General features: G+C 46.1%; 19 protein-coding genes. 14 read left to right on the top strand and 5 right to left on the bottom strand.

The genetic code is table 11. The annotated features are described in order from the left end of the window. Positions 1-174 precede the first annotated feature (174 nt). The 5 genes from MKY92_RS17255 to MKY92_RS17235 all read left to right on the top strand — a co-directional run bounded on the left by MKY92_RS17255 (position 175) and on the right by MKY92_RS17235 (position 6481). Complete coding sequence (locus MKY92_RS17255) at positions 175-1860, top strand: hypothetical protein (protein WP_339297063.1); 1686 nt, start codon at positions 175-177, stop codon at positions 1858-1860. 160 nt (positions 1861-2020) lie between these two features. Next, complete coding sequence (locus tag MKY92_RS17250) at positions 2021-2443, top strand: cell wall hydrolase (protein WP_076217086.1); 423 nt, start codon at positions 2021-2023, stop codon at positions 2441-2443. Between the two features lie 135 nt (positions 2444-2578). Then, complete coding sequence (gerQ, locus tag MKY92_RS17245) at positions 2579-2977, top strand: spore coat protein GerQ (protein WP_237175743.1); 399 nt, start codon at positions 2579-2581, stop codon at positions 2975-2977. Positions 2978-3210: 233 nt separating this feature from the next. Beyond that, entirely contained in the window at positions 3211-4794 is a 1584-nt protein-coding gene (locus MKY92_RS17240; RefSeq protein WP_339297062.1) for a sigma-70 family RNA polymerase sigma factor, read from the top strand. Between the two features lie 370 nt (positions 4795-5164). Then, a complete protein-coding gene (locus MKY92_RS17235; RefSeq protein ID WP_036613746.1) occupies positions 5165-6481 on the top strand; it encodes a hemolysin family protein in 1317 nt (438 codons plus the stop codon). A gap of 69 nt (positions 6482-6550) precedes the next feature. On the opposite strand, the gene MKY92_RS17230 is transcribed toward MKY92_RS17235, so the two are convergent. Further along, positions 6551-7201: a hypothetical protein gene (locus tag MKY92_RS17230; RefSeq protein ID WP_339297061.1), complete on the bottom strand. Its 651-nt coding sequence runs from the start codon at positions 7199-7201 to the stop codon at positions 6551-6553. A gap of 232 nt (positions 7202-7433) precedes the next feature. Between MKY92_RS17230 and MKY92_RS17225 the strand changes: the two genes are divergently transcribed. Continuing rightward, positions 7434-7946: a hypothetical protein gene (locus MKY92_RS17225; protein WP_339297060.1), complete on the top strand. Its 513-nt coding sequence runs from the start codon at positions 7434-7436 to the stop codon at positions 7944-7946. A 2-nt stretch (positions 7947-7948) separates the two neighbouring features. On the opposite strand, the gene MKY92_RS17220 is transcribed toward MKY92_RS17225, so the two are convergent. The 4 genes from MKY92_RS17220 to MKY92_RS17205 all read right to left on the bottom strand — a co-directional run bounded on the left by MKY92_RS17220 (position 7949) and on the right by MKY92_RS17205 (position 12273). Beyond that, positions 7949-8902 (bottom strand): hypothetical protein, encoded by a 954-nt coding sequence (locus MKY92_RS17220; RefSeq protein ID WP_339297059.1) that lies wholly within the window; start codon positions 8900-8902, stop codon positions 7949-7951. Next, positions 8880-9470, bottom strand: coding sequence for a sigma-70 family RNA polymerase sigma factor (locus tag MKY92_RS17215; RefSeq protein ID WP_017688141.1), 591 nt, complete (start codon positions 9468-9470; stop codon positions 8880-8882). The genes MKY92_RS17220 and MKY92_RS17215 overlap by 23 nt, the downstream gene beginning before the upstream one ends. A 247-nt stretch (positions 9471-9717) precedes the next feature. Next, a complete protein-coding gene (locus tag MKY92_RS17210) occupies positions 9718-10950 on the bottom strand; it encodes an aminopeptidase (RefSeq protein ID WP_339297058.1) in 1233 nt (410 codons plus the stop codon). A 90-nt stretch (positions 10951-11040) separates the two neighbouring features. Further along, complete coding sequence (locus MKY92_RS17205) at positions 11041-12273, bottom strand: aminopeptidase (protein ID WP_339297057.1); 1233 nt, start codon at positions 12271-12273, stop codon at positions 11041-11043. A 216-nt stretch (positions 12274-12489) separates the two neighbouring features. Here MKY92_RS17205 and MKY92_RS17200 point away from each other — a divergent pair, with 216 nt between their 5' ends. The 8 genes from MKY92_RS17200 to uraH all read left to right on the top strand — a co-directional run bounded on the left by MKY92_RS17200 (position 12490) and on the right by uraH (position 23546). After that, positions 12490-12756, top strand: a complete 267-nt coding sequence (locus MKY92_RS17200; RefSeq protein ID WP_074095413.1) for a hypothetical protein — start codon at positions 12490-12492, stop codon at positions 12754-12756. Positions 12757-12936: 180 nt separating this feature from the next. Further along, positions 12937-13746 carry an MBL fold metallo-hydrolase gene (locus tag MKY92_RS17195; protein WP_339297056.1) on the top strand — a complete coding sequence of 270 codons (810 nt, stop codon included), beginning with the start codon at positions 12937-12939 and terminating at the stop codon, positions 13744-13746. Between the two features lie 179 nt (positions 13747-13925). Further along, entirely contained in the window at positions 13926-14936 is a 1011-nt protein-coding gene (locus tag MKY92_RS17190) for an aldose 1-epimerase (protein ID WP_047843331.1), read from the top strand. A 131-nt stretch (positions 14937-15067) separates the two neighbouring features. After that, a complete protein-coding gene (gene fumC / locus MKY92_RS17185) occupies positions 15068-16456 on the top strand; it encodes a class II fumarate hydratase (protein WP_339297055.1) in 1389 nt (462 codons plus the stop codon). Between the two features lie 176 nt (positions 16457-16632). Next, positions 16633-19377, top strand: coding sequence for a CHASE3 domain-containing protein (locus MKY92_RS17180; protein WP_339297054.1), 2745 nt, complete (start codon positions 16633-16635; stop codon positions 19375-19377). A gap of 426 nt (positions 19378-19803) precedes the next feature. Next, on the top strand, positions 19804-21426 hold the full coding sequence (locus MKY92_RS17175; RefSeq protein ID WP_339297053.1) for a PucR family transcriptional regulator ligand-binding domain-containing protein: 1623 nt from the start codon (positions 19804-19806) through the stop codon (positions 21424-21426). Positions 21427-21663: 237 nt separating this feature from the next. Further along, positions 21664-23169, top strand: coding sequence for a factor-independent urate hydroxylase (gene pucL, locus MKY92_RS17170; protein WP_339297052.1), 1506 nt, complete (start codon positions 21664-21666; stop codon positions 23167-23169). Further along, a complete protein-coding gene (uraH, locus tag MKY92_RS17165; protein WP_339297051.1) occupies positions 23169-23546 on the top strand; it encodes a hydroxyisourate hydrolase in 378 nt (125 codons plus the stop codon). The genes pucL and uraH overlap by 1 nt, the downstream gene beginning before the upstream one ends. Positions 23547-23581: the final 35 nt, after the last annotated feature.

The following is a 23581-nucleotide window of genomic DNA, read 5'->3' as shown; positions in this document are numbered from 1 at the left end:
TGTCCCAACTTCAGAGCAATAAGCCCAAGTTAAGCACTTGGGCTTATTTGTTTTTGATAACTCGGTTGCTATAATTAATGTGATTTTACAACAGTAGAGGAATGGAGGGAGTATATGTTCGGGAAACAATCCCGGAAGGTATTTTGGCTGTTACTGCTGATCGGAGGGATGATAATGATAGGGAATGAGTCTCCTGCTGAAGCTGACGGCGCAGATATACGGGCGGCCTGGGTATGGCAGGCGCAGTCTGTTAGCAACGGAGATGAGCTGTTGGCCAATGCAGCTAAACATAAGATAAACAGGCTGTACGTGAATATAGACATGACGCTGTCCAAAGAGGTATACCAGACGTTTATAGCCAAAGCCAGCCGTGCGGGTATTACGGTTGAAGCACTGGGAGGCGATCCATCCTGGGCACTCAGTGGCCGTGAAGGCCCCATGCTCAGATTAGCGTCGTGGGTAAGTGATTACAATCAAGCTGTTGAGACTAACGAGCAATTTGATGCCATACATCTGGATATCAAACCCTATGTGTTACCGGCCTGGAAAGAAGATGCCAAGCCACTGGTACAATCATGGGTAGCCAATATGAATCTGTTATTTGAGCAAGTGAGACAGGATGGCGCAGTTGCAGTGAATATTGACCTGCCATTTTGGCTGGATTCCTATACCATCACAGGAAATAGAGTTTCTGAGGATGCAGATAACGAACCATTGTCACGTTGGTTCATTGAACGAGTGGAGCATGTCACTATACTCGCTTACCGTGATAACGCGCAAGGGAACAATGGTATCATACGTTTGATTGAACAGGAAATGAACTGGGCCGATGCCAGCAATGTGAGCGTCACGGTTGGGTTGAACACCAAGCCCATGCCTGGCGAGGAGTTCACGTCATTTGCCGGGAAAGGTGCAGCACAACTGGAAAGCGTTATTGAAGAAGTTGCCTCCGCATTCGGCGAGCATAGTTCCTACGCAGGTTCTGCTGTACATGACATCATATACTGGGGGCAACTGGAGCCGTCAGAACTGCCATCACCGGAGATTCCATCCAATCAGCCAGAGATTCGGGGAACGTATATCTGGGAGGCCTCTCAGGTGACGAATGACGGGGGAGAGCACATACTAGCGTTTGCTAGAGAGCAGAATATTAACTGGTTGTATGTGCGATTAGATCTGGATCAACCCTATTCCAGTTACCGCAGTTTTGTGAAACGGGCAAAAGCGCAGGGCATTGAGATCCATGCAATGGGTGGACACCCGATCTGGGGCAAGAAGGAGAATCGTCCACGTATTAAGCGCTTGATTGATTATGTGAAAAACTATAATGCTGAATCCGAGCCGGATGAACGATTTGAAGGCATCCATCTGGATATTGAGCCTTACACATTGCCGGAGTGGGAGAATAGTCGGGACACCCTGTTAACGGAATGGGCTGCCAACATTACATTTTTCCAGGAAGAAACAAAGAAGGACAGTGATCTCGAAACAAGCGCAGACCTTGCTGTATGGCTGGATAGCTTCGCGTTGCCAGGAAAAGATACATCTGTGACTGAATTTATGATCCGTACACTTGATCATGTATCGCTGATGGCTTTCCGTAACAACGCCGAAGGTTCCAATGGGATTGCTGCTGTTGTGAGTCAGGAGATGGAGATTGCGGATCGTTTGGGTAAAAGGTTGATGATTTCGGTAGAAATGAAGCAGAACCACGAAGGCCCTCATATTTCTTTTTATGAAAAAGGGGCAGAGGAGATGGAACTTCAGCTTGCCAAGCTTCCGGATCTGTTGGCCGAACATCAGGCTTACCAAGGCAACATTGTCCATGCCTATGATTATTGGATTGAAGCCAAGCCTTAAACAGGCGAGTATTATAAGAAACGAGTTGCTTCGGGACTTCACCTTGGGTGAGGTTCCGGGCTTTTTTTTATGGAAAAAAGATGGAATCGTGTCACCGAATGGGCTCCTGCACAATACGATGTACGGTGATGAACAGCTGAAACAAGGGAGGAAACAGACTATGGCTGTTATTAAAGCCAACTCAGAGGACGTCAAGCTGCTGGCTAGGCTCATGAGGGCAGAGGCTGAAGGTGACGGCGAACAGGGTATGTTGCTTGTGGGCAATGTAAGTGTGAACCGGGTGCTGGTGGATTGTCTGGACTTTAAGGATATTCGCGATATCAATCGTATGGTATTCCAGAATCCAGGAGGCTACGAGTCAACACAGAAGGGGTACTTTTACCAACGGGCAAGACAGTCCGAGATTCGTCTAGCACAACGGGTGATCAATGGAGAGCGCTTCTGGCCTGCCAGCAATTCATTGTGGTTCTTCCGACCTGTGGCCGAGTGTCCGGCAACGTGGTATGACCAGCAAAATACAGGACGTTTCAAAGCGCATTGTTTCTTCAGTCCTTCAGGCGAAGACTGTCCGGAAGTATATTAAATTTTGGGAGGAATCACTATGATTAATCAACCTTATCAACCAACGACTCAAACACTGGGTCAGCAAGCGAATTCTGTGTTGGGTCAACAAGCCAATTCTCAGGTTCAAGGTACGTCTTACAAAATTGGTAACGGAATGCCTGCCATGTCACCAATGCCAGGGATGGTATCACCAAGCTCCACAAGTGTACCCCCACTCGTATCCAGTGGAAGCCCAATGACACCAACCGGTGCAGTGATTACAACAACGGCTCCACAGTTCGAGCAATCATACATTGAGAATATTTTACGTCTGAATCTTGGTAAATTCGGTACATTCTATATGACTTACGAAGGCAACAAAGAATGGAACGCTCGTATTTTCCAAGGTATCATTGAAGCAGCGGGCCGTGACCATATTATCATAAGTGACCCGAAGACAGGAAGACGAATCATGCTGTTGATGGTCAACTTCGACTATGCTACATTTGATGAGCCGTTGTTGTATCAATATCCGGGCGTGGTAGGCAATTACCCGCAAGCTCCAAGCAGATAATCATTTTCACCTCATCATGTTGATTGATAACTGACATGTCACATGTCTAACACATACTGATTTACTTCGCTGTCCTGAATGTGGAGGTAATCCGCAGACAGGACAGCTTTTTACATAAACATATATATGAAGGTTACTATAGGTTTAGAGTTATACGTAACCTTTTGGTGATAACATGGCACTTATACATGAATAGAACAAGCAGCATGCTTATATGAAGGGAGTCCATAGCATTGAATTCATGGATTGAAGGAGCGATGAAGGGCGAAACCGAAGCTTACGCACAACTGATGTCTCAATATCGCGGGATGGCTCTTGCTGTTGCCTACAATCGTTTAGGAGATACATTTTGGGCTGAAGATGTCGTACAGGAGGCATTTACTGAAGCCTTTGGGAATCTGTCCAAGCTGGAAGCTCCTGAGGCTTTTCCCGGGTGGTTCAAGGTGATCGTGGAGAGGCAGTGTTATCGCTGGCTAAGACGCAAGCAACATACCATGATACCAGTTCAGGAGCTGGAGCATGTATTCCATGAAGAGGATCAGGGGCATAATCCGGAAAAACAAGCGGTGCAAAATGAAATGCATCGTACGCTTCGTGATTCCATTGCAATACTGCCATCATCGATGCGGATTGCTGTTGAACTGTTTTATTTGGAAGGATACTCGCTCAAGGAAATATCGGATTTCCTCGGGGTGAAGGTACCTGCATTAAAGAAAAGACTGTTCGATGCCCGATCCAAACTCAAGCGCTCTATGCCAGTAAGGGATCTGGTCTCTGTATTCAGTGACTTGTATGAAGGGGGAAAAGGATTGTTACACATTATGAATGGGGATCACGCTGCCAATCATTTAAGAGAGAGTGGAATTCAGGGAGACATCCTGGTATGGAGAGAGTTGTATACGTACGGCCCGGTAGCCAAAGAGATGGGATATACAAAGGAGCGGAAGAATCGTGCATCCGTGTTAGAGCAGCAGTTGGGCATTCCACAGGCGGAATACTTGAAGATTGAGGAACTTGAACACAAGTTGCATTCGTTTCAACAATACAAGGAAATTGTCTTATGGTTCGAATACGATCTCTATGATCAGACGATGTTATCGTATCTATTGCATTATTTCAAAGGACAAGCGCTCCAGAATACGAAACTGAATCTGCTGTGCATTGACTCGTATCCAGAGATTGAGCACTTTAGAGGACTGGGACAGCTTACCTCCACACAGATTGAACGTCTGTCCGGTAGTTGGCATGTGATTGAGAGAAACGAGTTACAAGCCGGTGCACAGTTCTGGGAAGCCTATACGTCGACTGATTTCCGGCATCATCTGGATTACTTGCAGGCAGACACTTCTGCGCTACCCTTTGCGGAAGCTGCCTTTAAGGCACATTTGTCCCGTCTGCCATCTGTATCGAATGGTCTGGGGCTCATTGAGCAGACAACACTGGAGACCATTAGAGCGGGTGTGGAGCATCCGTATCCATTATTTCGCGAGGTAGGGGACAAGCTGCATATTCTCGGGATGGGTGATCTTGAATACTGGGCCCATCTGAGGCGGATGACAGAAGGACCTCATGCCCTTCTTCAGATGAGCGATGCAACGACTTTCCCTAATTTCAAGCAGCATGATGGAAAATTCCGTGACGTAGTCCTGTCACTAACGGAACTCGGAATTCAGGTATTGAATGGAGAAGTCGATTGGGCACTGCTGAAGCAGGATGAATTCTGGATCGGCGGATTGCATAACGCAAGCGGGAAACAAGCCAAGTGGCGCTGGAACCCCGCTTCTGAGACGGTAGTGGAGATTGAGTCGACATCGTAATTAGCGGATAGAATTTAAGAAAATAACAGTATTGCAAAAAGAGAGTATCCAGTCATGCGGAAGCATAAGCGAGGATACTCTCTTTGGTTTGGTTAGATTATGTTTGTGAAATGTTAAAAAACAGCGTAATCGAGACTTTTGTTAAAGAAAAAAGGCGTTTGTGCCATTTCGTTGTCATAGGACACGGATTGACTGTGTAGTGTAGAATTATATAATAAAAGAAGCATATCTTTGTTACTCGACAGAACAAGGTGGAGGTGGAAGCATTGGGAAGTTGAAATTGCATATGAGCGGCAGAATGGCAAATATCCTACATTTTCGAAGGAGGTGGACCTATTTGCCGAAGAATGACGGCAAATAGGATGAAAATTTGAGTGACCCCTTACCGAGTATTTTAAATTTAGTAATCATTGGTTTACTTGTATTAATGAATGGTTTCTTTGTGTCGGCGGAATTTGCGATGGTGAAAGTTCGTGGAAGCCGGATTGAGGCTTTGGTGGAAACAGGCAACAAAAATGCCATCTATGCTTCCAATATCGTACGTAATCTGGATGCATATCTGTCAGCTTGCCAACTAGGTATAACTTTGGCTTCACTGGGACTCGGGTGGCTGGGAGAACCGGCAATTGCACATCTGTTAGAGCCCATGTTTACCGCATTTGGACTGGGACCAGTCTACGTTCATGGAATCTCTATTGCCATTGCATTTGTGATTATTACGATCTTGCACATTGTACTGGGAGAACTTGCTCCCAAAACGATGGCGATTCGAAAGTCTGAGACGATCACATTGTGGTCTGCGGCTTTGCTGACGTTCTTCTACAAGTTAATGTATCCATTCATATGGGCACTGAACGGTATGGCTAACGGCTTGTTGAGACTGTTCCGAATGGCACCAGCTTCGGAGATGGACTCGGCACATAGCGAAGATGAAATACGCATTCTGATGAAAGAAAGCAATAAGAGCGGTTTAATTGATAACACTGAATTAGCACTTGTTGATAATATATTTGATTTTACGGATACAACCGCCCGTGAAATTATGATTCCGCGGACGGAAATGATCTGTCTGAACGCCAATGAGTCCATGCTGGAAAATCTGGAGATTGCCAGTGAAAGTATGCGAACAAGGTATCCGGTATATAACGGAGACAAGGATCATATTATTGGCTTTATTCACATCAAGGATCTGATGCGATCCCAACTCACGGATACCATCTCCGTGATCCGGCCCATCCTGGCTGTGCCAGATACTACGCTGATCAGTGATCTGCTCAAGCGTATGCAGCGTAGCAAAACACAGATTGCGATTCTGATTGATGAATACGGCGGAACCTCCGGGCTTGTCACACTTGAAGATATCATGGAAGAGATCGTAGGCGAGATTCAGGATGAATTCGACCATGAGCGTCCTGTCATTGAGCAAGTGGATGAGATGGAATACTCCATTGATGGATTGATGCTGATTGAAGAAGTCAGCGAACGATTCGGACTGGAGATGGATCGTGCCGATTACGATACCATCGGGGGCTGGTTATACTCCAGAGTAGACGCTATTCCACCTGAGGTCGGTCAATCGGTTGAGTATGGGGGTTATGTATTTGTCATTCAAGAGACAGAGCATAAACGGATTTCCCGAGTAAATGTAATTAAGCTGGAACTATTGGTTGAAGAAGAAGGCGCGTAGCCAGATCGAAATTGTAACAGATGAAGCTGTATGGTGACGTAATGGTCATCGTACAGCTTCTTTGCATGTTCATGATTCTTTGGGTGCATGAATGACAATATCGGCATAACGGTTCTCCGTGACCAAGCTATTCTCGATAGAAATTCGCTTATAAGTGACGTAAACATTCTCTCCCGGAGCCAGATCATGCTGGATATTCAGCTTTTTTCGAGTGGATTGGGTTGTTGTCGGTGTCTTAATGGTGATGATGGCGTACATAGGCGTATCAACAAAAGTAACCTCGTGAGAATTGTAGTCCCCCACCTTAGTGGTGGATAACACGGGATTTTGCTTAAACTGGGTCAGGTGATCATTCACCATGCCAAGTGTTACGGGTAACACATAAAACAGAAGTACCAGAGGCAGAAGGCAGAAAGCAATCCCGAAAACTCGTAAAAATTTGACATGGTAAAGGGTTCGTCCGCTCTGCTTGAGGAAAAGAAAAGCAAGGATGGGGGACAGTACAAGTCCCCAGATCATAAAGGGCAATACATAGCGGTCAATCCCCATGCTTATCCAGCTTTCCCGAGCTGTAGCCAAGAAATATATTAAGGTCCCTGCGGTAAGCGCACTCACCAAGATAACAAGCCAACGTTTGAACGAGCCGGAAACTTCGATATGTAGTTCATTCGGATTGGAGCTGTGACGATGCCTTCTGGATTTGGATTGAAATTTACTCAAGTTTTACACCTCATTTGCAAATCTGGTTGGTTAATATGGTTTCGTGTATCCATTACCCAATACATACGGGCTGGAATAATTTAGGTTCCAACCATGCTAGAGATGCATGCTAGGATAAGAGACGCTGCCGACAGAAACATCGGAGCGTCTAATTTTTTTTGAAACCTGTCACCCGATCCGTCCGTTTATACCCTTACACAAAATCAAGTATGGAAGCGGAGGATGGATCAATATGCGGAAAATGAAAACGAAGAGTGCAGCATCTATACTGAAAATAACCCTTGTTGCCTTGTTAATGGTGCCTACAATCCTGGCTATACCTACGTCCGAACCAGCCGTTGCAAGCCCGATGATCAACGTGTCCTCTAGTGCCCTTACACCCCCACCGCCGCCGGAACCATCCATCCATTCGCTTGTTAACACTCGAGAACTTGGACATATCTATCAAGCGGTCGGTGCAGTCATTCCTGGGGGTGGACTATCGGCTATCGTCAATACCAAGACCATGACATATACAGCAATGAAGACACTTTCCGTAGATTATCGACTTGAGCGCTGGACAGGAACAGCATGGGTAACTTTTAAAACGAGTTCCAACAATGCAACGAATACAAACTTATTGAATGCCGCATCGGATTGGACCGTTATGCCAGGATATTATTATCGCGTTACCAGTATTCATACAGCGTATGATGGAAGTACCACGGAAACAAGCAAACATGTCTCTGGCACCGTATTATTCTGATCTTATCGACGGGTGCTGCCGGGAAACTTCTGCTCTTGAAAATCGTTGGCAATAGCAGTCATTTCTTCTTCCGAAAGGGTGCCAAACAGACTCATATTGTTGGAACCCATCATCCACTGAAAGGAGTTATAGGGTGGGCCGATATACATCAATGCTTCCGAGCCATCCGCAAGTTTTACGGTGCTCATATCACGAAGCATGGCCCCTTCAATTTTCTCCCCAGGCATGACATAGACATAATCAAACTGGATGATCTCATCCTCTATGCTCTTGCCTTCACTGGTATATTGAACTCTCATTTGTGTGGACTCATAATAATCGTCTGGATTCACAGGGTTTTCAGTATCAAGCACAAGTTCGAATTTGACCTTGTTGAATCTCTCGGGAATGGCATTGGATAACAGAAAGTCACCCATGAACCCTTCGCGTGCGATCTCTTCCGTAACAAGTACTGGACGAAACAGATGGCTCGATAACTCATACGAAGGTGTATTAAGAGCTTCTTCTTCTTGTACTTTAAGAATGTCGTCCAAGCTGGTTTCTGGTGGTGGAGGCGTTTTGGCCGTTGACGGATCAGCCCCCAGTCGGGTCGTACGATCCTCAATGATAATGGATTTCATGCCATTACCCCAATCCTTGATGGATTGTACAAAAGGGGATACCGCTTGCGTACCGGACGGCAGGCTGAAAATAACGGCCCCGATGGTCACGGACGCAGCTACGACAATTGAAAGTCGTAAGGTACGTATTCTTTTTTTACGTAAACCGATTCTGTTAATTTCCCTTTGTACCTTCTGCCAGGATTGCTGCATGGATTCGGTATGGGAGGCGGTAGGGGCAGAGACGGCCTGATGGAAAGCTTCATCAAAAGCCAGGTCAAACGCAGCGTCGAAATATTCGTCTTCCAGCTCTGAATCGAATTGCTCCACGTTTTTATCGGACTTGCCTTTGCTCAATACTCCCACCCCATTCCTTATGTAATTTCTTCTTGATACTGCCACGGGCTCTGAACAAGCGTTGCTTCACAATGTCTTCGGAGGTATCCAGCAGTTCGGCCATCTCTCGGTAGGAGAGACCTTTTTTCCACCGTAACTCCACCAATACACGATATTCCGGTTTGAGCTGTCTGAGATAATATTCAATGGACTCTTCCATCATCTGCGTTTCTACCATGCTTTCCACGGAAGCTGCCGTCTGATTCATCGTCTCCATATCTATAAAAACACTATCCGTATCCAATTGGTTACGGTTATTTTTATTTTTTCTCAGATAATTAATAGCTGTGTTCCGTGTGACGACCTTGAGCCAGGCTTTCAGTTTGACCTCGTCTTCAAAGATGGGTTTGTTTTTAATAATTTTGATAAAAGCTTCCTGAATAATATCTTCTGCTGCAGCACGCTCCTTGATGATATAAACGATAAGACCATGTACCATATTATAATATTCATAATACACTTCTTCTTGAAGTGCAGAGCCTAAATTATGGAAATCTGAGGCTAGTAATAACTGGAGCCGATTGGCCATGATGTTCTCCTTTCTGGTGAACAATCCACAAACATTGGTATCATTACATTTTACAACATAATATGGAAACGATACAATGGGATGTTGGTCAGGGAAAAACCAGATGAGAGAAGTGTGTATAACATGCGGTAAAGTTTGCTTAAGATTAATAAAAGGCCGTCTCGCCAACCATGAAAACATGGTTGCAAGACAGCCTTTTCGACTATTCAGAGAAAATACATTAAGGGAGATAACTCTCCGTAATCAGTTAGAATGCCCAGTCTCCCTTAAGGAAGATGGCTTCACGTTCGCCGTTTGCCGTGATACCGTAGATGTCCGTCTCGGGTGAGCCCATCATGAAGTCCACATGGGTGATGCTGGTGTTCATGCCACGGGCTGCAAGCTCTTCAGGAGACATCGATTTGCCACCTTCAATATTGAATGCATAGGAACTGCCAATCGCAAGATGGCAAGACGCATTTTCATCATATAATGTAGTGTAATACAGGATGCCACTCTCAGAGATCGGTGAATGGAAGGGAACCAAAGCGACTTCGCCGAGGTAATGAGATCCTTCATCCATGGAAATGAGTCTTTCCAGCGTATCCTGACCTTCTTCAGCATGAAAATCAATGATACGTCCGTTCTCAAATGTGAGCGAAAAATGATCAATGATACTGCCGCCATAGCTGAGTGGTTTGGTGCTGGACACTTTGCCATTAACGCCATGTTTGGCTGGAGCGGTGAATACTTCCTCTGTCGGGATATTCGCGACAAAAGGGGTGCCTTGCTCATTCACGCTACCTGCCTGCGCCCAGATATGACCTTCTGGAAGCTCGACAGTAAGATCCGTCCCTGGGGAGAGGAAATGTAATGCTTGATACTTCTTGTTGTTCAGGGCAACGGCTTTGGTCTCCAGTCGTTCAATATGCTGTTCCCAAGCCGCTACAGGGTCCTCCAGATCGGCTCTCACCGCAGCAAAAATGGCTTCCCACAACTGGCTAACCTGCTCAGCTGCCGGGAGATCCGGGAATACTTTGGCTGCCCAATCGGGCGAAGGACATGCCACACCCGTCCAGCTCATTTTATCCGCCTGTTGATACTGACGGTACTTGGCCATCGCCTGACCATATGTACGCTGATGGGTGGAAATCCGCTCCGGGTCAATACCTTTCATTAGGTCTGGGCTGGATGACAATACGGTCAGAAAGGCTGCATTATTGGCCGCCAGTTCTTCAAGCTCCGCTGCATGCCATTTCGGCGGCTCTTGGAAGGATTCCTCAGGGGCCATCTCAAACCGCAATCGATTAACGGTTTCATCTCCGTATTTTACAATGACCTGCTTGGCGCCAGCTTCATATCCCTTGCGGACCAGCAAACGTACGAATTCAGCGGTATCAATCATCGCACTGATAAGAAATACTTGCCCTGGTTGTACATTAGCACCTACTTTTACAGCAAGTTCAGCGTAACGATCCAGTTTTTGTTCAAAACTTAACATATGAGTTCCCTCCAATTGTTGAATTTTTGACCTGTTAACGCAGGAAAAGAGAGGAGTAATCTCCTCTCTCCTAAATCACATCAAACAGGATTAAAATGCCCAGTTTCCTTGCAGGAAGATCGGCTCTTCCGCACCTTCGGAGGTCACGCCGTGAATGTTCATTTCTCCGGATCCAATCATGAAGTCTACATGAGTGAGGCTGGAGTTCATGCCACGTTCAATCAGCTCTTCTTTGGACATCGTTTTACCACCTTCCAGACAGAAGGCATAGGCATTACCAATCGCCAAATGGTTGGAGGCATTTTCATCAAACAAGGTATTGTAGAACAAAATATTGGTATCGGAAATTGGGGACTGATGTGGAACGAGGGCTACTTCACCCAGATAGTGTGCACCTTCATCCATTTCGATCAGGTTTTTGAGTGCATCCTGTCCTTGTTCAGCGGTGTAATCTACGATTCGACCGTTCTCAAAAGTAAGGGAAAATCCGTCAATCAGGTTGCCACCGTAGCTCAGTGGTTTCGTGCTGCGCACTGTACCGTTAACACCCGTTTTCAGCGGAGCCGTGAATACTTCTTCGGTAGGCATATTGGCAATAAAGACATGTCCTTGCTCATTCACACTTCCACCGGATACCCAGATATGGCCTTCTGGAAGTTCGATGGTCAGATCTGTGCCTGGAGCTGTATAGTGAAGCTTCTTGTATTTCTTGTTGTTCAGCAGATCAGCGCGGGAATCCAGGTTTTGCAAATGGGTTTTCCATTCGGCAACAGCATCCTGTTCACCGATCCGTACTGTTTTGAAAATGACGTCCCACAGGCGATCCACTTGTTGTGCTTCTGGCAGATCCGGGAACACTTTAGCTGCCCATTCCGGAGAAGGGACGGCCACGATAGACCAGCTGAATTTGTCAGCCATCTGATAAGAACGATATTTTTCGAGCGCTTTGCCGCGCACTTTTTGGCTGGTAATAATGCGTTCCTGCGCTACACCGTTCAGCAGATCCGGATTTTCAGCGATGACGTGCAGAATAGCGGCACCTTCTTCAACGAGTTCAGTCATTTCAGCTGCAAACCATTTCGGTTCAATGGAGAAGGCTTCATCAGGTGCAAGATCGTAATGAAGACGTGTAACGGTTTCATCGCTCCAGTTTACTTTGACCAATTTCGCACCTTTACCGTAAGCTGCTTTGACAATCAGTCGTACAAAATGTGCTGCCGAGATTGGAGCGTTAACCACGAGTGTTTGCCCAGGATGGACATTGACACCGACTTGAACAGCCAGTTCAGCATATTGCTGCAGATTCGTTTCAAAAGTATTCATGCTATTTTTTCCTCCAATGTGATAATAATATCGTAGCTTGTTGGCTATTATAGTCCTCATTACAACTATGTAAGGACTCAGAATGGTTCCTTCATTGAATAAGGTATACGTTGCTACGTTATATATTGTACAATTAACCAATAATAATTACCAAACTAGGTTTACCAGAAATGTTGGAGACCGACTGTAGATGAAAGATTAAAGGAGAGAATGATTGTGAATATTGAAATTATAAGTGCTGAAATGCGCCGTGAAGGTGAAAAAGGATACGTGGGAAATACCGTTTACCGCACAGAAGGCGAAAAGTCAGTATATGAGATTACCTTCATGAGCAAGAACGGAAAAGACTGGGACTATAGCTTGCATTTCACGGAGCAATCCGGTGATGAAGAAGAGTTACTGCGTATGGACGAGTTGCTTGAAAATGATGACGATCTGTACAATCAATTGCTCGATGCTGCTTTGGAGGCATTTCCGGCTTAACTGGCCGAGATGTTCTTGTTCTATTGTGTTGTGTCGATGACTATACTAGACGGTGTATGCCCGAAACAGGGTGTATACCGTCTATTTTATTGGAAATGTTGAATAGATGATCCAGAAAAGGGAAGTCTACGAGATGAATGGAACCAGAGAGACAATCCGCCTAATGGGAGGTAACCGTGAATGGCATCTGACAATCTGATTACAGAAGGGTTAACGGGACTTGAAGAAGTCGCGCCCGATATTCTCAGTCTACGTACACTATTCGTTAATGTCGTGTTCATCGGAGAGCCAGGAAGCAGGAACTGGGTCCTCGTGGACACCGGAATGGCGAGGTTCACAGATCATATTGTTCAGGTTGCAACAGAACGATTTCAAGGTCCGCCGTCTGCGATCATATTGACGCATGGTCACTTCGACCATGTAGGAACCGTTATTGAGCTGGAACAATTCTGGGGTGTGCCAGTGTATGCTCATCCGCTTGAAATTCCGTATTTAACAGGATTAAAAGATTACCCGCCAGCGGACCCTTCTGTAGGTGGAGGTTTAATGTCCAGGTTGTCATTCGCATATCCCAATGAGGCGATCAATCTGGATGATCGGATATTCAGTCTACCCAAAGATCATTCCGTTCCAGGCGTATCAGGATGGGAGTGGGTGCACACGCCGGGTCATACGCCTGGACATGTGTCGCTCTTTCGAGAAGCAGACCGTTTGTTAATTGCGGGAGACGCGATCATCACAGTGAAGCAAGAGTCGCTGTGGAGTGTATTGCTTCAGGACAAACAGTTGCATGGCCCACCTTCCTATTTCACAACCGATTGGCAGGCTGCTCATCAATCTGTCCAGCATATAAGGCATCTGGAGCCGAAACTTGCGATTACCGGGCATGGGCATGCCTTGAGCGGAGATATGCTGAGTGAATCCTTGAAGCGGCTTGATCTGGACTTTGAAGAGAGCACTGTGCCGGATCATGGTAAATATGTGGATTAATTGAACCATCCTATGAAAGACAGCAGAGACAGCCGTAACGTATTGCAGCTGTCTTTTTCCTGTCTTTTTTGTCTTTCTATTATGAATTTGTTCTCTATCATAGATTGGTATTTTGTGCTCGGGCATGATATAGTCGAGCCGTATAATATAACCTTAGTATGCAGGAGGTACATATAACGATGACACAGCAAAATGCAGCATTTGAAGAACAATTTGGAGGGATACCGGCCGTTTGGCTTCGTTTCAATCAGTTTGAAGCGGCAGTTATTCCAAGCGTGGGTGCCAACCTCGTTGCTTTCCGTGATACAGAAAAGGGTTTCCGTTACTTGAGAGAGCCGAATCAGGATCAGATGGATGAGTTTATGGCAGCACCTGCGGTTTATGGAATTCCGATTCTTTCTCCACCGAACCGTTATGAGGATGGACGTTTCCCCTGGAATGGTAAAGTTTATCAGTTGCCTGTGAACGAACCGGCTACAGGTAACCATTTGCATGGATTTTTGCATGATGCCGAGTGGAAGGTCGAGGGATACGGTTCTGATCAGTTGGAGAGTTATGTGTTGCTTAGCCAGGACGTGAAAGAAGGGCATACATTCCATCAGTACCTGCCGTTTACGTTCACGGTGACACTTCGTTACTCTTTGAGTAGCCAAGGACTTCAGCAACAATTGATCGTCCGCAACAACGGGACTGAATATATGCCGAATTTGTTTGCATTCCACACGGCGATTGCTGTACCTTTTGCACCGGACAGTCAGGCCTCGGATTACACGGCCAAAGTTACGATTGGACAACGTCGTGAATTGAATGAGCGTTCTCTGCCAACCGGACAATTTCAACCGCTTACACCTGAGGAAGAACAATTGAAAAAAGACGGGGTTAGTCCGTTCTTTGCTGCCATGGATAATCATTACACTGCGGAGCCGCAGAATGGACGTAACTATATGGAACTTACGGATCACCGTACTGGAGACAAACTGGTATACGATGTGGGCACCTCTTACAAGCACTGGATGATCTGGAACAATAACATGGGTGGCGAATTCTTCTGTCCTGAACCACAGATGAACTTGGTTAACGCTCCTAATGTTGAAGGCATACCTGCAGAAGAAATCGGATTGATCGGTCTGGAACCAGGTGAACTATTCGAACAGAGCAGCCGATTGTATCCAATTGCGTCACAAAAATAATTCACCTCATTTTGCGCTACGCTTACAATTTTGTCGAAAAGGTGAAAACCTGCTCGCAAATCATGTATAATATGACGAGATACACAAGCTTTGTAGAGACCCAAACCATCTTTTTGGAGGAGGACAAGCAAGTGGAATACCGCATTGAGAGAGATACGTTAGGCGAAATGAAAGTACCAGCCGACAGGCTGTGGGGAGCTCAGACGCAGCGCAGTAAGGAAAACTTCCCGATTGGCAGTGAACATATGCCGATGGAAGTTATCCGTGCCCTTGCCATTTTGAAAAAAAGTGCTGCGGCCAGTAACCATAAATTAGGTAAATTATCTGCGGCTAAGTCCGATGCTATTGCTTATGCAGCAGACGAGATTATTGCAGGCCGAATTGATGACCATTTCCCATTGGTAGTGTGGCAGACTGGTAGCGGAACACAATCCAATATGAACGTGAACGAAGTGATTGCGAATCTGGGGAACCAACTGCTTGAGCAAAAGGGCAAGGAAGAGCGTCTGCATCCAAATGATGACGTGAATATGTCCCAGAGCTCCAACGATACATTCCCAACGGCTCTGCATGTCGCAGGTGTTTTGGCTGTTGAGGATCAACTCTTACCGGCCATTGCGGTATTAAAAGCCACTTTAGCAGACAAGTCGGAGGCATTCAAGGATATTATCAAGATCGGACGTACCCACCTCCAGGATGCAACACCAATTACACTTGGTCAGGAGATCAGTGGTTGGGAAGCCATGCTGGGCAAGAGTGAGCGCATGATCCGTGAAAGTGTACAGTATCTGAAGGAACTTGCGATTGGCGGTACAGCTGTAGGAACGGGCATTAATGCGCATCCGGACTTTGGGGACTTCACTGCCAAGGAGATTGGCAAACATACGGGGAAAGATTTTGTATCTGCACCAAACAAATTCCACGCACTTACAAGTCATGATGAAGTTGTGTATGCGCACGGTGCGGTTAAAGCGCTTGCAGCTGATTTGATGAAAATTGCCAATGATGTTCGCTGGTTAGCTAGTGGTCCTCGTAGTGGATTGGGCGAGATCCGTATTCCGGAGAATGAGCCAGGCAGCTCCATTATGCCGGGTAAAGTCAACCCAACTCAGAGCGAGGCCATTACTATGGTGGTTACGCAGGTCATGGGTAATGATGCAGCGATTGGTTTCGCGGCAAGTCAGGGTAATTTTGAACTGAATGTATTCAAACCGGTTATCATCTATAACTTCTTGCAATCCGTGCAACTCCTGGCGGACTCCATTATTGCGTTTAATGACAAGTGTGCTGTAGGCATCGAGCCTAACTTGGATCAGATTGAACATAATCTGAATAATTCACTCATGCTGGTTACAGCGCTTAATCCGCACATTGGTTATGAGAATGCAGCCAAAATTGCGAAGCTTGCGCATAAAGAAGGCTTGTCTTTGAAACAGGCGACGTTACAAACGGGCCTGCTTACCGAAGAGCAATTTGATCAATATGTCGATCCGGCCAAAATGATTGCTCCAAAGGCCTAAAATCAGCCCAAATGAGCAATATAGATCACTGAAGAGGACGACCTGCACAAGCAGGTCGTTTTTCTAATGCAAATCGATGAACTTAAAGCTTGTCAGGCTATACGTATACATATAAACTACATATGCACCAGTTTTAATTTAATTATTGGATTCGTATATATTTGGAGGTTTCCGCGTTGTCAAAAACGAGAAGATTCACGATACGCTCCAAAATTTTATTGGGCTATCTTGTGGTTGTGCTTTTGTTTGGAGCTGTTCTGCTAGTGCTTACAGCCCAAATTAATGTGTTACAGAAGGAAAATGATTTTATCTCCCATCATGATCTGGAAGTACATAATCTGACCAACGCGATTGAAAAAAATGTCTTGAACATGGAGACAGGACAGCGTGGATTCATGATTACAGGCAACGAAAGTTACCTGGAGCCTTATTCCCAAGGCATATCCCAGTGGAGTTCCAACTATGATCAGCTGAATGCTCTCATTAGTGATAACCCTTCACAGCAGCAGAGTCTGGAGAATATCAAAGCACATATTACACGCTGGATTGAAATCGCTGGGGAACCGTCTGTGAACTTAAAAAAGCAAGGTGATCAAGCCGAGGTTATTGCGTTCTTCCAATCTGACCCGGGTAAAACGGAAATTGATCTCTTGAGATCTCAGCTTACGACCTTCCGTAACACAGAAATTGCTCTGACGGAAGCAAGAGTAAGCGATCTTGCCAGAAGAAGTTCCACTCTACTGACGATTATGTATACGTTATGGGGAATAATTGCAGCATTATCGATCACCGCTGCGTTCGTAATTTCAGGCAATATTGTCAAAACGTTACGAGATGTTATGCAAACGATCAGCGATATTTCTAAAGGTGGAAACCTGAAGCAGCGAATTCAGGCGCGCACACATGATGAAGTGGGAGACCTGGGCCACGAAACCAACAAATTACTGGATGAAGTACAAGAACAGAATCGGGTCAAGGACCAGATCACAGGGATTGCCACACTCTTACAGAACCCAACCAATCTGGAGGGATTGTCCCGCTTGTTCCTGAATGAGCTAGCCATGTTGTTTGAAATTCCCTATAGCGTCTTATATTACTGGAAAGACAATCGACTGCTGCGCGTGGCTGCATATGCTGGGGATGGAGAGAAAGAACGTTCGCTCGGTAAAGTGTCGCTTGCCCCGGGTGAAGGGCTTGTGGGTCAAAGTGCTGTGGAGAAGCGAGTTCTACGCATGAATGATCTGCCGCAGAACTATATCCGAATCTCTTCGGGTCTCGGGTATACATCTGCCACATCACTTACTGTAGTACCGGTCTTGTTCGAAGGCAGAACGATTGCGGTAATCGAGCTTGCTTCAATGAAGCCATTGCAAGAGAATGATATGAAGCTGATGCAAGAACTGACGGATATTTTTGGTGTTTCACTACACTCGACCGTCACTCGCATGGAATTACAGCAATTATATGATGAGTCACAAGTTCTGAATGAAGAATTACAGGCACAATCGGAGAAACTTCAGGCTCAGACCGAAGAGATGTTGTCTCAGACGGAGGAACTGCAAATGCAGACCGAAGAGCTTCATATGCTTAATGATCGCCTGGAAATACAGAAGAATGCTGCAGAGACCTCAGCCAATGAACTCTCGGTTGTGGCTGATCAGTTACGAACAAGCTCGGGGTACAAATCCGAATTCTTGGCGAACATGTCCCATGAACTGCGGACACCGCTCAACAGCATGTTGATTTTATCCGAAATATTGTCTGAGAATAAAAACCAACACTTGAATAGTGAAGAACAGAACTATGCTACGGTCATTCACAAGTCGGGCAAGGACCTGCTGAATCTGATCAATGATATTCTGGATCTATCCAAGGTAGAGGCCGGGCAGATGGAAGTGGATTTCGATGATGTTTATCTAGGGAGTCTGCCTGAGGTCATGAATCAGTATTTCCTGAAAACAGCGGAGCAGAAAAAAATAGATTTCCGAATTCAACTCCAAAGTCCTTTGCCGGAAACAATCGTGACAGATGAGATGAGATTGCACCAAATTCTTCGAAATCTGCTCTCCAACGCATTCAAGTTCACCAGTGAGGGGGAAGTTGCCTTAACGATCTCCAGCATGAGTCTAACTCATCCGGTAGCCAAAGACCAAGAGACCGACGTGATTGCTTTCTCCGTCAGTGATACAGGGATTGGCATTGCGGATAACAAACTTCTACTGATCTTTGATGCATTCAAACAGGCGGATGGGGCTACGGCACGTAAATATGGTGGAACGGGACTTGGGCTGTCGATCTCTCAATCGCTTGCGACTCTGCTGGGGGGTTCAATCTCTGCAACAAGTCGCGAAGGACATGGCAGTGTGTTTACGCTATTCCTGCCACTGCGAAGAGATGAACCTGAGACTATGAATGCATCGCGATTGTTCCTGAATGAGGTGGCTACCACTACACCTGAGGTCAATAAGCTTCCTTCATTGACTTCCGAACAATCTGATGTTTTATTAACACCTCTGGAAGAAGCGTTGCTCAGCGGACGCCAAGTGCTTGTCGTTGATGATGATATTCGAAATGTATATGCGCTGGCTAACGCTCTTGAACAATACGGCATGAATGTTATTTCAGCGCAGAACGGATACGAGTGTCTAGAACTTTTGGAGCGCGGAGGAGTAACGCCTGATCTCATCATGATGGATATCATGATGCCGGAACTGGATGGTTATGAGACCACTCGCCAGATCCGTGAACGACTTGGCATGACCCAGCTTCCGATTATTGCGCTGACAGCCAAGGCGATGAAAGAGGATCGGGAGAAATGTATTGCAGCAGGTGCTTCGGATTATCTCAGCAAACCACTGAACATCAAAGAAGTATTATCCCGCATGAAATTATGGATGAATCACGAAACATTGGAGATCTGATCGTAGTTGAACTAAAAGTTATTTACACTGACACTACGATGACAGAACAACCCTCCAATCGCTGTTATCCCCAGATTTTTTCGATTCCCTTTTTCAAAGGGGAAAATCCGGGGATAAAGGCGAACGCTTCGCTTTTTCAGGTTTTTTCTGCCCTCTCCGTTATCGTGCAAATGGATTACTTCAACGTTATGTGGATCATAGTAACTTATAAAACCTATGCCGATTACAGGAAAGTGCGCTGTAATTAGGTCATAGGTTTTATTTTTTTGCCGTGTAAGCTTTATTTAGAAAATTGATGTTATAATACTTAACAACAAATAAAGGTTGAACGCATGAATATGGATTTAATTAGAAAAATAATGCGAAATTCAGTTTCGTTAACCAGAATGACATTATATTGTGTTATATATATGGGAGGTAGTGTCCATGCAACTTACGGTTAAAGAGGCTTTACAGGTATACCCGTTGTCAGAGGCCAAACTGGTTGCGGGTGGAGAAGGGACTTCACGGATGATGAAATCCGTTAATGTCATGGACGCTCCTGATATCGCGGATTGGATCAAATCCGGAGAAATGCTGTTCACCACCGCTTTTATTATGAAAGACAGTGAGACGGATGCGCTACGTTTGATGCGGCGCTTGAACGAACGTGGCTGCGCAGGACTGGGCATCAAGTTGGGACGTTTCTGGCAGTCCATTCCCCAAGGTATTGTTGAGGAAGCCGATCGACTTCGGTTGCCACTCCTTGAGCTCCCCTTTCAATTCACCTTCTCCGACCAGATGAATGCCTTGTTCAAGGCTGAGCATGAACGCAGTAACCGATTGTTGCATGAGGTCGTGCAGAAACAGAAGAAATTAATGCAGTTTGCACTGCAACAGCAGCCACATCGGAATGTGTTTGCCGAACTTGCCACGGTGCTGAACTATCCGCTTGCCGTCATTGGTTCACGTGGGCATGTGCTGTATGGTAGTGAAGGCATTGCAGGGGATGCTGTAACCCAAGGCTGGCCTTGGAAATCCGTCATGCACCGAGTGAAATGGAATCAGGGAAGTTGTCATCGCGTTCCGATCAAGCAAAATGATGAAGAGTACGGGTCGTTGCTTGTGTTTACGGATTCAGCCCTATCACTTCGAGCAGAAGAAGAGCTGTTCCTGCAGGCTGCCGATGTACTGGCTTTCTATATGGATATGACCTATCGTGAGCACATTAATCCGACCGTGCAGGATGAGATGCGCACACTGCTTACACAGTATTTGGATAACAAAATGACCGTTCAGGAATTGACCACTTTGAGTGAAAACAAAGGTGTACATCTGTTCCAGGGAACCTATCAGTGCGTGCTGATTACTCTTGAGCCGACTCTGTTTGCAGAGGGGAAGCTGCTTAAACAGATTCATCGTGAATTGCAGTACAATCCGCTGATGCAATTTACGGCCTCACAGCATTTTCAGATCGAGGATGGCATTCTGTCCATCTATACCTGTCCAACAGGGCGAGATTATGGAGAGGAGCTGTCAAGTTTTCTCTTGAGCCGGTTTGGTGATGTACTGGCAGCACAAGAAGCAAAAGGGGCACCGGCTCCGCGTTTCTGGATCAGCAAAATGAAACATGAGCCGAAGTCACTCCGTGAAGCATACCAGGAGTGTCTGGATACACGACAACTGGCTCGTCGCTTCGGCATGAAAGATCGTGCGCTGCAATTTGAAATGCTCGAATTTGCCTACGTGTTCCAACACGTACCGGATAACATCATGGAGAACTACTGCAATAAAGTACTTGAGCCGTTACTCGCTAGGGATGGTGATCCCAATCAGGTACTGATGAATACGCTGGAGTCCTTTATCGAGAATGACGGACTGATCAATGAAGCTGCCAAGCAGCTGTTTGTACATCGGAACACCGTTACCTATCGTATGGAGAAAGTCGGCAGTTTGCTGCAGATGGACTTTAAGAAGACAAATGATCTGCTTAAGTTGAAGTTGGTATTCACCTTCCGTAAGTTTGTTCGAGATAAAGCCGCTGCAAGACCACAAAATGTCCAACTATAGACTTACATTGTGCAACATGACAATGCTACCGGTCAGACCCCCAAGAACCGCATTCCCTAGATGGAGTGCGGTTTCTTTATGTTTGAGGATAATAAAAGCTGTCCTTGCCGTGCACGGCAAACAAATCGCTACTCTGATGTTATGTTATATTACAAAATTGCGTAAATATTGTTGTCGCGACATTGAACGACACTTAGAATGAAGAACAATAATCCACAACAGACCGGAGGTTCTAACATGAGCGACTTAATTAAACTTGTTAACAACTGGTCTATCACACAGTTTGTGCATACGTTTGGCGGGTTATTCGAGGAATCACCGTGGGTAGCTGAGCGTTCCGGACTTTCACGACCTTTCGATTCATTTGAACAGATGATGAAAGTAATGAAGAACGTGGTTCAGGCATCGGATGACCAGGTGAAGTTGCAGTTGCTTCGAAATCACCCGGATCTTGGAGCACGTATCAGCATGAGCAGCAACTCCATTCAGGAGCAGGCTGGTGCAGGACTTGATTCACTCTCACAAGAGCAATACAACGAACTTCAACAATTAAACAAAGCATATACAAGCCAATTTGGCTTTCCTTTCATATTGGCCGTTAAAGGCCATACCGCAAGCTCCATCCTCGAATCCATGCGGCAACGTCATCGCCGAGGCAGGGAAGAAGAATTCGAGACTGCATTGAAGGAAGTATTCAAGATAGCGGGCATTCGTTTGGAGCAGTGGCTCGCACAGATCGGTCATGAACATGAGTTCGTGAGCAAGCCAGCCGCAGTGCAGCAGCGGACCATGTATTACGGCAAAGGAGATGTGTGGATGTATCGTTCCTACGCCAAGCCGCTGACGGGCATACAGTCGATCCCGGAATCTCCGTTCATGGGACGCAGTAATATTCTGTTTGGATTGAACATTAAGCTCGCTGTGCAGGGCGATGAATTCTTGCCTTCTTTTGCAGAAGGGGATAATTCGCTGGTGGTCGCAACCGATTCGATGAAAAATTTCATTCTCAAACATGCAGCGGATTACACAGGAGCGACGGTGGAAGGATTTCTTGCGCTGGTAAGTCGGCGTTTTCTGGAGACGTATCCGCAGATGAGCAAGGTTCAGATGACAGCGGACCAGATTCCGTTTGAAGATATACCCATTGGATTAGAAGGAAGTTATCGACCGAGTGCCCTCGTATTTCGTTATTCACAGAATGATCGTGCGACTGCTGCCGTGGAAGCGGAACGAACAGGAGACTCGATTGAACTCAGCAACCATTTCAGTGGTGTAGCCGATCTGAGACTGATCAAGGTCAAAGGCAGTGAATTTGCCGGATTTATGCAGGATGAATATACCACTCTTCCAGAGACATGGGATCGACCGTTATTTATTTTCCTGAACATCAATTGGCGTTATGAAGATCCGAGAGATGGCATGGATGATCAGCGTGGACGGTATGTGGCGGCGGAACAGGTTAGGGACTTGGCAGCTGCGGTATTTCATGAGTGTCGATCCGCTTCCATTCAACATCTGATTTACCAGATTGGACGAAGGTTGTTAAGCCGATTTGAGCAACTGAGTGAGGTTTCATTTGAGTCCAATAATCGGACATGGGAGACAGTGCTGGAGGAAGTGAAAGAGGGAGAAGGAAAAGTATTTACCGAGCCGAGACCACCTTATGGATTCCAGGGTTTTTCGATGACAAGGGATGATCTGGGAACAGACGGCCGTGACTCCGGGAAAGCAGGTGACGTCTAATGTCGCTGTCTGATGGACGAATTACAACTCATGTGCTGGATACATCCAAAGGCGTGCCTGCTGCGGGTGTTCGGATCGAGCTGTATACCCTGAAGAGGGATGGAGAACAGGAAAGCAAGATAAAAGTGGCTGAGTCGGTGACCAATGCGGATGGGCGTTTGGATGCACCGTTGCTGGATGGAGGCAAGTTGGAGTCAGCCATATATGAGCTTCAATTCCATGTCGAGAGTTATTACGCACAGCGTTCGTTGGAGGAGCTGGGTCAGGCATTATGGACGATTGTTCCAATTCGTTTTGCGGTATCTGATGCCTCAAGCCATTACCATATTCCATTATTGATTGCTCCAGGAGGTTACAGTACATACCGGGGAAGCTGAACATGCACACATCCGGTTCTGATTCAGGGGAGGGT

It is taken from the genome of Paenibacillus sp. FSL R5-0623 (assembly GCF_037974265.1).
Lineage (GTDB): Bacteria > Bacillota > Bacilli > Paenibacillales > Paenibacillaceae > Paenibacillus.
Note: the sequence above shows the minus strand (reverse complement) of the source record. Positions and strands in the feature narration are given on the sequence as shown.

What these genes read in the sequence shown, in the direction of transcription:
- MKY92_RS17255 (WP_339297063.1), top strand. Translation starts at nt 175, where the DNA reads ATGATAGGGAATGAGTCTCCTGCTGAAGCTGACGGCGCAGATATACGG.
- MKY92_RS17250 (WP_076217086.1), top strand. Translation starts at nt 2,021, where the DNA reads ATGGCTGTTATTAAAGCCAACTCAGAGGACGTCAAGCTGCTGGCTAGG.
- gerQ (WP_237175743.1), top strand. Translation starts at nt 2,579, where the DNA reads ATGCCTGCCATGTCACCAATGCCAGGGATGGTATCACCAAGCTCCACA.
- MKY92_RS17225 (WP_339297060.1), top strand. Translation starts at nt 7,434, where the DNA reads ATGCGGAAAATGAAAACGAAGAGTGCAGCATCTATACTGAAAATAACC.
- MKY92_RS17215 (WP_017688141.1), bottom strand. Translation starts at nt 9,470, where the DNA reads ATGGCCAATCGGCTCCAGTTATTACTAGCCTCAGATTTCCATAATTTA.
- MKY92_RS17210 (WP_339297058.1), bottom strand. Translation starts at nt 10,950, where the DNA reads ATGTTAAGTTTTGAACAAAAACTGGATCGTTACGCTGAACTTGCTGTA.
- MKY92_RS17205 (WP_339297057.1), bottom strand. Translation starts at nt 12,273, where the DNA reads ATGAATACTTTTGAAACGAATCTGCAGCAATATGCTGAACTGGCTGTT.
- MKY92_RS17195 (WP_339297056.1), top strand. Translation starts at nt 12,937, where the DNA reads ATGGCATCTGACAATCTGATTACAGAAGGGTTAACGGGACTTGAAGAA.
- MKY92_RS17190 (WP_047843331.1), top strand. Translation starts at nt 13,926, where the DNA reads ATGACACAGCAAAATGCAGCATTTGAAGAACAATTTGGAGGGATACCG.
- MKY92_RS17175 (WP_339297053.1), top strand. Translation starts at nt 19,804, where the DNA reads ATGCAACTTACGGTTAAAGAGGCTTTACAGGTATACCCGTTGTCAGAG.
- pucL (WP_339297052.1), top strand. Translation starts at nt 21,664, where the DNA reads ATGAGCGACTTAATTAAACTTGTTAACAACTGGTCTATCACACAGTTT.
- uraH (WP_339297051.1), top strand. Translation starts at nt 23,169, where the DNA reads ATGTCGCTGTCTGATGGACGAATTACAACTCATGTGCTGGATACATCC.